Here is a 10,108-nt window from a genome sequence, read left to right on the forward strand (position 1 = left end):
TTGCCTACCATCATGCGCACACCATCCCAAGACATTTTCAAGGCTTACGATATCCGCGGCATTGTCGGCAAAACGCTGACCGTTGAAGCCGCCCAGCAAATCGGCCATGCCATCGGCTCTGAAGCCGTGGCACGCAAGGTCAAGGCCATCGTCATCGGCCGTGATGGCCGCCTGTCCGGCCCCGATCTGAGTGATGCACTGGCCCGTGGCATCCGTGCTGCCGGGGTCGATGTCATCGATGTCGGCCGCGTGGCCACCCCCATGCTGTACTTTGCTGCGTACGAACTGGGCACGCTGTCTGGCGTCATGGTGACGGGCAGCCACAATCCCCCGGACTACAACGGCTTCAAGATGATGCTGGCCGGCGACACCCTGGCCGGCGAAGACATCCAGGCGCTGTACCAGCGCATTGCCAGCGGCGATCTGACGGAAGGTCCCGGCAACTACAGCACCCATAATATTGCCGAAGCCTACCTGACACGCATCACCAGCGATATCAAGCTGGAACGCAATATGAATATCGTGGTGGATTGCGGCAATGGCATCGCCGGTGACTTTGCCCCGGTGCTGTTCCGTCGCCTGGGCTGCCGTGTACGCGAGCTGTTCTGCACCGTGGATGGCACCTTCCCCAATCACCACCCGGACCCGGCCAAACCGGAAAACCTGCAGGACGTGATCGAAGCCCTGGCCAAAACCGACTCCGAGCTGGGCCTGGCCTTTGATGGCGATGGCGACCGCCTGGGCGTAGTCACCAAGGACGGCAATATCATCTGGCCGGACCGCCAGCTGATGCTGTTTGCCGCCGACGTACTGGAGCGCAACCCCAAGGCCAAGATCATTTACGACGTAAAATCCACCCGCCTGCTCAAGCCGTGGATTCTGGAAAACGGTGGTGAGCCGGTGATGGCACGTACCGGCCACAGCTTTATCAAGGCCAAGATCAAGGAAACCGGCGCGCTGCTGGCCGGTGAGATGAGCGGCCATGTGTTCTTCAAGGAACGCTGGTATGGCTTTGACGACGGCATGTATGCCGGCGTGCGCCTGCTGGAAGTGCTGTCGCGGGTGGAAGACCCCAGTGCCGTGCTCAATGCCCTGCCCAATGCCATTTCCACCCCGGAACTCAACCTCAAGATGAAAGCGGAGGGCGAAAATCACGCCCTGATCGCCAAGCTGCAACAGACGGCCAGCTTTGACGGTGCCGAGGAAATCAACACCATGGACGGCCTGCGCGTGGAGTATGCCGATGGCTTTGGCCTGGCGCGCGCCTCCAACACCACTCCGGTAATCGTGCTGCGCTTCGAGGCGGACAATGCCGAAGCGCTGGAACGCATCAAGGCCGACTTCCGCCGTGTGCTAGCCACCGCAACGGATGCCAAACTGCCGTTCTAAACGGAAATAGTGCAGCAGCGGCCGCTTGCCCTATAATGGCGGCCGAACCAGACTACAGGGGACATGGCAGGCCATGTCCCCTGTCATTATTGACAAGGGTTGGCCCACCGCGGCGCCCTGTCCCGAAAGGATGAGCATGTACGCCCAGGCTGCCAGCAGCTTTACCACCGTGCGCGATCTGCTGCGTTTTGCGGTGTCGCGTTTCAATCAGGCCGGCCTGACCTATGGCCACGGCACCGACAACGCCCACGATGAAGCCGCCTACCTGATTCTGACGACGTTGAAGCTGCCAATCGACCGGCTGGAGCCCTATCTGGATGCACGCCTGCTGCCTACGGAAGTCAAGGACGTCATCGACCTGATCGAACGCCGTGCCGAAGAAAAAGTACCGGTGGCCTATCTCACCCACGAAGCCTGGCAGGGCGAATTCAGCTTCTATGTGGACGAACGCGTGCTGGTGCCGCGCTCCTTCATCTACGAACTACTGGGCGAGCCGCTGCAGCCGTGGATCGAACACCCGGAACTGGTGCACCGCGCACTGGACCTGTGTACCGGATCTGGCTGCCTGGCCATCCAGCTGGCCCATCACTACCCGGATGCCGAAATCGACGCCGTCGACATTTCGCTGGATGCACTGGAAGTGGCAGCCATCAATGTGCAGAACTACGGCCTGGAACAGCAGATCCAGCTGATTCACAGCGATTTGTGTGAAGGCCTGGAAGAAGCCTACGACCTGATCATCGCCAATCCGCCCTATGTGGATGCCGAGTCGGTGGATGCCCTGCCGCAGGAATACCTGCACGAGCCGGAAATTGCCCTGGGTTCCGGCGAAGACGGCCTGGACGCCACCCGTGAAATCCTGCGCCGCGCGCCGGAACTGCTGACCGAGCACGGCGTGCTGCTGGTGGAAATCGGCCACAATCGCGAGATGCTGGAAGAATGCTTCCCCAACCTGCCCTTCATGTGGATGGAAACCGCCAGTGGCGACGGCTTTGTTTTCCTGCTGACCCGCGAAGACCTGATCAACGGTCTGGCGCTGGACGAAGCCGCCGAATAAGGCCAGTACTCGCTGCAATAGCAAAAGCCGGACAGCTGTCCGGCTTTTTTGCGTTTCAACACCCAAGCTCAGTGCGTGAAGCCGTAATTCCAGACCAGCAGGCTGCTGGTAAACAGCATGATCAAGCCGATGGCGCAATCCAGTACGCGCCAGCTGCTCTCCTTCTGAAAAAAGGGTGCCAGTTTGCCGGCAAAAAAACCAATGCCGGCGAACCATGCTACCGAAGCCGTGATGCTGCCCAGAATGAAGGAAGGCGCAGCCTGGCTGCCATATACCGATGCCACGCTGCCGATCAGGATCACTGTATCCAGCCAGACATAAGGATTAAGCAGCGTCACCAGCAAGATGGTGCGAATGGCACGTTTGCGGTCACGCTCCACCGAGCCTTCCAGCTTGAGTGCGCCAGGATGCGCGGCAGCACGGAAAGACTTGAAACCCAGCCACAGCAAGAAAGCCGCTCCCAGCCAGGCGACCGTCTGCACGAAACCGGGAATGGCACCGATGATCTGGCCCATGCCCAGCACCCCGCAGCTGATCAACAACACATCCGCCACAATGCAGATCAGCACGATGGGCAGGATATGGCTACGGCCGATCCCCTGGCGGATGATAAAAGCGTTTTGCGGACCAATACCCACGATCTGGCTGGTAGACAGCCCCAGGGCAGCCAGATAGACATTTAAATTGAACATGATTTTCTCGCCATGCAAGCGGCTGCCCTGCCGGCGGGCAAGGTGTGCCATGAATAGGCGCGTAGCTTAGAGTCAATTTGAATAGAAGTTAAGCTAATAATTTTTATGTGCAATAAGAAATTTTAATTTCAAGCCTCGCCCTGGCAGGCACGGTATTCCAGCAAGCCCGGCAACTGGCTCTTGAAGAAGTCAATCAACACCCGCACTGCCGGTGACAAACCGCGGCGGGTCGGATACAGCATCACCAACCGTCCATCCTTGGGCCGCCACTGCGGCAGCAGCAGTTGCAAGCGGCCATCTGCCAATTCCTCCGCACAGCTATAGAGCGGCAACCCGGCCACCCCCAGCCCAGCCAGTGCCGCCTGCTTCAGGGTTTGGACATTGTCGCTGCGCAGCAGCACATTCACCCGCACATCCTGGTAGCTGCCAGATTCGTGACGTAACAGCAAGGCATCCGTGCCACCTTCCAGTGGGCCGAACTGCAGGCTGCCCCGCCCCTCCAGTTGTTGCGGCCATAGAACATCACCTGCTTGCGCCAGCCATGCCGGCGTGGCCAGCAAACCCCACTGCGCCGTACACAGGTTGACTTGCACCAGGCTGGAGGATGTCTGATCGAAGTCGACACCGCGCACCACCACATCCACGCCCTCTTCCAGCAAGTCAACCTGGCGGTTACTGGCCTGCACGGACAGCTTCACCTTGGGATAACGCTGCATGAAATCGGGCAGCAAGCGCGACAGTACCGCATCGGCAATGGCAATCGGCACGCTCAGTCGCACCTGGCCGCTGGGCTCCTGCTGGCGCTGGCGCACGGCAGCCTCGCCGGCCTGCGCCTCGGCCAGCATGGCCAGGCAGTGGGCATACAGCGCTTCGCCAGCATCGGTCAGCCGCAGGCTGCGCGCATTGCGCTGCAGCAGGCGCGTTTCCAGTCGCTCCTCCAGCAAGCTGACCCGGCGTGAAATGCGCGACTTGGGCAGACCCAGGCTGCGGGCGGCAGCGCTGAAGCCCTGGCGCTGCACCACCTGGGAAAACAGAAACAGATCATTCAAATCAAGTGCGAGCGGGATCATGGTGTTCTCCTTACCGGCATTCTGGCATTTATCGTTCCACTGGCGGAACGATAAATACGATTTTTCCTATATTTTAATCATGGTGGCCTTATCCATAATACCTCCACGCAATCAAGCCTTTCGTACAGTCCCCACCCAGACCAGGCAGAACGAGCAGGGGCAGATTGCTTCAACCACAATGCAAAGGACCACGCATGAAAATCCGTCAACTGCTTTCCGCCACTCTGATCGGCCTCGCCACCCTGTCCGCAGCCAGCGTCTCGCTACCGGCCGCAGCAGCCACCACAACAGCCGCCCAACAAAACGCCAACCTCAGCATGCTGTCGCGTGACAATGCCGTGCTGCTGCTGGTTGACCATCAGGTCGGCCTGATCAGCGGCGTTCGTGACACCACGGTTGGTGATCTGAAACACAACGTCGTGGCCCTGGCCAAGGCAGCGCGCACCCTGGGCGTGCCGGTCATCGTGACCGCCACCATGCCGGACGGCATGTGGGGCCCGACCATGCCGGAACTGACCGCCGCCCTGCCGGGTGTGCAAGTGATCAGCCGCACCATGATCAATGCCTGGGATGACCCGAAAGTACGTGCGGCCATTGACAAGACCGGTCGCAAGCAAATCATCGTGGCTGGTGTGTCGCTGGAAATCTGCGCCAGCTTCCCGGCATTGTCGGCCAAGGCCGCTGGCTATGATACCCGCGTGGTACTGGATGCTTCCGGCACCTTCAATGAAGCCAAGCGTACCGCTGGCCTGCAACGCCTGCTGGGCGCCGGCATCCCGGTTACCGACTATGCCACCGCAGCTGTAGAAATGCTGCGCAGCAATGTCGACCCCAAGGCACATGATGTCTACGGCGATCTGGACATGCCGTTTGCCACGCTGGTATGGCAGATGCAAAGCGGTTTCAGCAAGAAGTAAGCCGCACCAGTCAATCCTGCCAGCGCCTGCATCGTGGTGCTGGCAGCCAACGCACTCCCCGTCATCCAGATAGAGCATTCATCATGAAACAAGCAGACAAGGTAGCCGTGGTCACTGGCGGTTCGCGTGGTATTGGTGCAGCCATTGCCCGCAAGCTGGCCAGCCAGGGTGCACAGGTGGTCATTGTTTATCGCAGCAATCAGCAGCAGGCCGATCATGTCGTTGCCGACATCATCAGCCAGGGTGGCAAGGCGGCAGCCTATGCGGCCGATGTCAGCCAGGAACAGGATGTGCGCGATGCGCTGTCTGCCATCGCCACGCGCTTTGGTCGCATCGACATCCTGATCAACAATGCCGGCCTGTTCGAGGGCCGCACTCTGGCCGACGTGGATGCCGAACACATTGCCCGTGTATTCAACGGCAATATGGGCAGCATGCTGCTGATGACCCGCCACGCCCTGCCGTTCTTCCCGCAGCAAGGCGGACGCATCGTCAATCTGTCCAGCAACCTGATTTACTCACCACGCATCGGCACCGCCATTTACTCAGCCAGCAAGGCGGCCATCTCGGTACTGACCCACGCCTATGCACTGGAACTGGGATCGCGCGGCATTACCGTCAATGCCGTGGCACCGGCCATGACCGAAACCGACATGACCGCAGCCACACCGCTGGCCCGGCGCGAAGCCGTAGCCAATGGCACCCCGCTGGGCCGGGTGGCACAACCGCAAGACATCGCCGACGTAGTGGCATTCCTGGCCAGTGAAGACGCACGCTGGATTACCGGCCGCACCCTGCTGACCGATGGCGGCCTGACCGATGCCCTGTAAGGCAGCAACAGACATGCATGTATTGACGGTTGAGCTGACCATCAAGCCGGAATGTCTGGCGGATTTCCTGCAAGAACTGCAGCAGTTCAGCCGTTTTATTTTGCAGCAAGAGGCAGACTGCCAGCGCTTTGAAATCTTCCAGGACGACGACGACCCCTGCCGCATCCTGTTGCTGGAAGGCTGGAGCAGCCGCCGTCATCTGGAAGAGGTGCAGTTGCAGCGCGCCTACTACCAACCCTATTTCGCCAGGGTGCACACCATGTTTGCGGCAGAACGCCAGCTGCGACACTGGCAAGCACTGCCCCTTTAGCACTGCGGACAAAGCCTCGCTGCACACCCTAAGCAAGGCGCGCCGATGCAGACAGCACCAGCCGGCGCAATGCCCAAACTGGGGCGTTGTCAGTAGGGCTTAACAACGCTGCGGCCGTTTGGCCCGGCGGCAATCAGGATACAAGCAAGATGACGCAATTGAAGATTTCCGCACCGGTCCATGGCCAGCCGCTCACAATCGGCAGTGGCTTCCAGGCCCAGCATTTTGGTGAACAGATGTTCGCGGGGCTGATCGACCCGGTGGTAATGGTGGATCACTTCCACATGACCGCCACTACCTTCGAACCCCACCCGCACGCTGGCATTTCTGCGGTGACTTATATGTTCGAAGACGCAGCCAGCCCGCATGTCAATTACGACTCCATGGGCAATCAGGGGCCTATCGTACCCGGTGCCTTGCACTGGCTGGCAGCCGGACGTGGTGCCGTGCATACCGAACAGCCGGAAGGCGTCAATCCGCACGTGCATGCGCTGCAGATTTTCGTCAACCTGCCGGCCAGCAAGAAAATGCAGGCGCCGTTTGCCGTACATGCCGAACCGGCCGACATCCCGGAATACCACGCACCCGGCGTACGGGTACGGGTAGCCGCCGGCAGCAGCAACGGCATTCAAGCGGCCCACACCGCAGCACTGCCGGAAGCCTTTACCTTGCTGGATGGCTTTCTTGATCCCGGCCAGCACTTTGCCCATGTGCTGGAGCCGGGCTGGAACGCCATGCTCTACGCCATCAGCGGTCCGCTACAGCTACAGGCGGCAGGGCAAACGGCTGACATTCCCGCCGGCAGCGCAGTGGGCATCGGCCTGGATGCCACGGCAGTACAGGGGGCCGAGCTGCAGCTGCATGCTGCCACGGGCAGCCACTTTGTCTTGCTGTCCGGCCCGGCACTGAACGAGCCACTGGTCAAGCACGGCCCCTTCGTGATGAATAGCGCGGACGAAATCAACGACCGTATCCGCGCCTATCAACGCGGCGAATTTGGTCAGCTAAACGACGACTGGCTGCACAATAGCCGTCAGCCCGCATGACGGCCCCGGCTCAGCCCCCAGTAGCACCGGCTACCCACTGGCCGGCCTTGCTGATTGCCATTTTCGCTGGTGCCGCCGGAGCCTTCTGCCTGGGCAAGGTGCCAGCAGTACTTGGCCTGCTGCGGCATGAGCTGGGACTGAATCTGGTACAAGGCGGCTGGATCGCCTCTGCCTTCAACAGCCTCGCGATTGTGCTCAGCCTGTTCATGGGCCTGTTGCTGGCGCGCTGGAATGCCCTGCAAGCCGGCGTCATCGGTCTGCTGCTATTACTGCTTGGTGGCGGGCTGGCCCTGCCGGCACACGGACTGGGCATGATGCTGGCGTCACGCATCATCGAAGGCATCGGCTTCCTGCTGGTATCGGTGGCCATGCCCAGCATGATCGTCAGCCTGGCCAGCGAACGCGACAAGCGGCTGGCCCTCAGCCTGTGGGCGGTTAATCTGCCGCTGGGGGCGGCCATCGGCATGCTGCTGACTCCCGCTTTGGCGGCACTGGGAGGCTGGCGACTGGCCTGGCTGGCCGGCATGGCGCTGCAGTTGCTGGCTCTACTGCTCTTGCTGGCGTGCAAGCCGGTCTTCCGGCAGCGCAGCCTGCAGGCTAGCCAGCCCATCGCCGCACAGGCAGCGCCATTCTCCGTGTTGCGGCAAGCTGCAGTATGGCGCTATGGCCTCGCTTTCATGCTGTATACGCTGATGCTATGGGCAGTGTTTGTCTGGCTGCCATCCATGCTGCATGGCCGACCAGAGCTGAGTGCCCGCCACATCGCCCTGCTGTCGGCACTGGCCGTGGTGGCGAATATTCCCGGCAACCTTGCCGGGGCCTGGCTGCTGCGCCGGGGCATGGCGCGTGACACGCTGATTTGCAGCGCGCTGGGGCTGATGGGCTTGAGCGGCCTGCTTGCCTTCTGGCCCGGCCTGTCGCCGAATGCGGCCTATCTGCTGTGCCTGGCACTTGCATTCTGCGGTGGTGCGGTGCCGCCAGCGGCCTTGTCCTCCACCCATGGGCTAAGCCGTGGGCCGGTGCAGCTGGCCATCCTGCAGGGCTACTTTGTGCAACTGGCCAATCTCGGCCAATTGCTCGGCCCCTTGCTATTGGCGGCCATGGTGGCTGGCTCCGCTGACTGGAGCGTGGCGCGCTGGCTGTTTATGGCGGGTGCCCTGCTCGCTGCCCTGCTGTTTGCCATGCGGCCACGCAGCCATTAGCATGGCTTTCTTCTGCCATCGCCGGAGCCTGCCGTGCTCGACCCGAAACAACTGGAAGCCCTTTCTGCCGTGGTGGACAGCGGCGGCTTCGACAAGGCGGCACGCAAGCTGTTTCTGACCCAGTCGGCCATTTCCCAGCGCATACGCCAGCTGGAAGAACACCTGGGGCAGCCAGTGCTTACCCGTACTAGCCCACCGGCCCCTACCACGGCGGGCCGCCTGCTGCTGCAACATTTCCGTCAGCTCAGCCTGATGGAAGGCGAACTCCTTAATACCCTGCTGCCGGATGGCGAACAAAGCGACTTCACCACGCTGGCCGTGGGGGTGAACGCCGACAGCCTGGCCACCTGGTTTCTGCCTGCCGTGCAAGAACTCATGCAGCGCCGCCGCTTGCTGTTCGACGTGATGATGGATGATCAGGACTACACCCACGAGCTGATGCGCAGCGGCCATGTCGCCGGCTGCATCGGCACCCGCGACACACCGATACAGGGTGGTGAATGCCATTTTCTCGGCTGCATGCGCTATCTGTGCCTGGCCACACCCGACTTTGCTGCCCGCTATTTTGCTGATGGTTTTACCCATGCGGCACTGGCACAGGCACCGGCCATCATTTTCAGTGGCAAGGACGATCTGCATAGCCAGTTTCTGCGCCAGGTTGCCGGCTATGATGGCAGTACGCCCCACATTACCCTGCCCACACCACAGGGCTTCGTGCAGGCAACGCGGCTGGGGCTGGCCTACAGCCTGCTGCCGGAGCTGATGATAGATGATGATCTGGAGAGCGGCCGCCTGCTGGATTTGCTCCCCGGCCAGTATGTCGACCTGCCGCTGTACTGGCATCACTGGCGGGTGGAGTCGGCGCTGGCTGGCGATCTGAGTACCGCCCTGCTCGGCTGGGGGCGGCAGGTATTGCGCCAGCAGCTGCCCGAGCGTTGACAGCTGTCAAGCACGGGAGCAAGATCACGCGCCCTGCATCAGGATCAGACAATATGCCGCAGCACACACCTACCCCGGCCCAGTGGGCCGCGCTCGAACAGGCCGCGCGTGACGCCGCCCGCCGTGCCTATGTGCCCTACAGCCGCTTCGCCGTTGGCGCTGCCATTCTGGATGCACAGGGGCAGATCCACCCCGGCTGCAATGTGGAAAATGCCAGCTATGGCCTGGCCAATTGCGCCGAGCGCACCGCCATCTATTCGGCACGGGTATTGCACGACCTGCAGGAGATTGTGGCGGTCTGCGTCTACACCCCCACCGCCACCCCGACCTCGCCTTGCGGCGCTTGCCGTCAGGTACTGAACGAATTTGGCCCCGGCATGCTGGTACGCTGCATCTGCGACGGTAGCGAGCGTATCGACACCACACTGGATGTCTTGCTGCCGCATGCCTTTGGCCCGAAAAACCTGAGCGACGCGGTCAGTCCTACGTAACAACCAGCGGCGGCACTGACCCGCTCTCCCGCAGCACATAATAAAAAACGGAAGCCCTGAGGCTTCCGTTTTGTTTTGCAGCTGAATTCCAGGACTGCCTGGCGCGGCTGACAAAATAGCGCAGCGGCCCTGGGGCAAGGCGCGCCGACGCAGACAGTACACTGC

General features: G+C 61.3%; 11 protein-coding genes. 9 read left to right on the forward strand and 2 right to left on the reverse strand.

The features are described 5' to 3' along the window. Positions 1–12 precede the first annotated feature (12 nt). Together EAY64_RS02840 and prmB are read left to right on the forward strand one after the other, a co-directional pair. Complete coding sequence (locus tag EAY64_RS02840) at positions 13–1,389, forward strand: phosphomannomutase/phosphoglucomutase (RefSeq protein WP_103523270.1); 1,377 nt, start codon at positions 13–15, stop codon at positions 1,387–1,389. A gap of 136 nt (positions 1,390–1,525) precedes the next feature. Next, positions 1,526–2,446 carry a 50S ribosomal protein L3 N(5)-glutamine methyltransferase gene (gene prmB, locus EAY64_RS02845; RefSeq protein ID WP_103523271.1) on the forward strand — a complete coding sequence of 307 codons (921 nt, stop codon included), beginning with the start codon at positions 1,526–1,528 and terminating at the stop codon, positions 2,444–2,446. A 68-nt stretch (positions 2,447–2,514) separates the two neighbouring features. Here the strand turns inward: prmB and EAY64_RS02850 are convergent, their stop codons facing one another. Then, a complete protein-coding gene (locus EAY64_RS02850) occupies positions 2,515–3,138 on the reverse strand; it encodes a LysE/ArgO family amino acid transporter (RefSeq protein ID WP_103523289.1) in 624 nt (207 codons plus the stop codon). A 128-nt stretch (positions 3,139–3,266) separates the two neighbouring features. Continuing rightward, positions 3,267–4,208 (reverse strand): LysR substrate-binding domain-containing protein, encoded by a 942-nt coding sequence (locus EAY64_RS02855; RefSeq protein WP_103523272.1) that lies wholly within the window; start codon positions 4,206–4,208, stop codon positions 3,267–3,269. Positions 4,209–4,402: 194 nt separating this feature from the next. Between EAY64_RS02855 and EAY64_RS02860 the strand changes: the two genes are divergently transcribed. From EAY64_RS02860 to EAY64_RS02890, 7 genes are all read left to right on the forward strand, one after another. Beyond that, a complete protein-coding gene (locus tag EAY64_RS02860; protein ID WP_103523273.1) occupies positions 4,403–5,125 on the forward strand; it encodes an isochorismatase family protein in 723 nt (240 codons plus the stop codon). 83 nt (positions 5,126–5,208) lie between these two features. Next, complete coding sequence (locus EAY64_RS02865; RefSeq protein ID WP_103523274.1) at positions 5,209–5,955, forward strand: SDR family NAD(P)-dependent oxidoreductase; 747 nt, start codon at positions 5,209–5,211, stop codon at positions 5,953–5,955. 13 nt (positions 5,956–5,968) lie between these two features. Continuing rightward, on the forward strand, positions 5,969–6,265 hold the full coding sequence (locus EAY64_RS02870; protein ID WP_158604600.1) for a putative quinol monooxygenase: 297 nt from the start codon (positions 5,969–5,971) through the stop codon (positions 6,263–6,265). Positions 6,266–6,414: 149 nt separating this feature from the next. Then, positions 6,415–7,311, forward strand: a complete 897-nt coding sequence (locus EAY64_RS02875) for a pirin family protein (RefSeq protein ID WP_103523276.1) — start codon at positions 6,415–6,417, stop codon at positions 7,309–7,311. Beyond that, the gene (locus EAY64_RS02880) at positions 7,308–8,513 is read left to right on the forward strand and encodes an MFS transporter (RefSeq protein WP_103523277.1); all 1,206 of its coding nucleotides are present in this window, start codon (positions 7,308–7,310) and stop codon (positions 8,511–8,513) included. Before EAY64_RS02875 ends, EAY64_RS02880 begins: the two co-directional genes overlap by 4 nt. Before the next feature lie 33 nt (positions 8,514–8,546). Further along, positions 8,547–9,452, forward strand: coding sequence for a LysR family transcriptional regulator ArgP (locus EAY64_RS02885; RefSeq protein ID WP_103523278.1), 906 nt, complete (start codon positions 8,547–8,549; stop codon positions 9,450–9,452). Further along, positions 9,449–9,943: a cytidine deaminase gene (locus EAY64_RS02890; protein WP_158604601.1), complete on the forward strand. Its 495-nt coding sequence runs from the start codon at positions 9,449–9,451 to the stop codon at positions 9,941–9,943. The genes EAY64_RS02885 and EAY64_RS02890 overlap by 4 nt, the downstream gene beginning before the upstream one ends. Positions 9,944–10,108: the final 165 nt, after the last annotated feature.

Source organism: Aquitalea palustris, from assembly GCF_003693445.1.
GTDB lineage: Bacteria > Pseudomonadota > Gammaproteobacteria > Burkholderiales > Chromobacteriaceae > Aquitalea > Aquitalea palustris.

Bases quoted from the DNA above. Each gene is read 5' to 3' on its own strand.
- EAY64_RS02865 (WP_103523274.1), top strand. From the start codon at position 5,209: ATGAAACAAGCAGACAAGGTAGCCGTGGTCACTGGCGGTTCGCGTGGT.
- EAY64_RS02880 (WP_103523277.1), top strand. From the start codon at position 7,308: ATGACGGCCCCGGCTCAGCCCCCAGTAGCACCGGCTACCCACTGGCCG.
- EAY64_RS02850 (WP_103523289.1), bottom strand. From the start codon at position 3,138: ATGTTCAATTTAAATGTCTATCTGGCTGCCCTGGGGCTGTCTACCAGC.
- EAY64_RS02860 (WP_103523273.1), top strand. From the start codon at position 4,403: ATGAAAATCCGTCAACTGCTTTCCGCCACTCTGATCGGCCTCGCCACC.
- prmB (WP_103523271.1), top strand. From the start codon at position 1,526: ATGTACGCCCAGGCTGCCAGCAGCTTTACCACCGTGCGCGATCTGCTG.
- EAY64_RS02870 (WP_158604600.1), top strand. From the start codon at position 5,969: ATGCATGTATTGACGGTTGAGCTGACCATCAAGCCGGAATGTCTGGCG.
- EAY64_RS02855 (WP_103523272.1), bottom strand. From the start codon at position 4,208: ATGATCCCGCTCGCACTTGATTTGAATGATCTGTTTCTGTTTTCCCAG.
- EAY64_RS02840 (WP_103523270.1), top strand. From the start codon at position 13: ATGCGCACACCATCCCAAGACATTTTCAAGGCTTACGATATCCGCGGC.
- EAY64_RS02875 (WP_103523276.1), top strand. From the start codon at position 6,415: ATGACGCAATTGAAGATTTCCGCACCGGTCCATGGCCAGCCGCTCACA.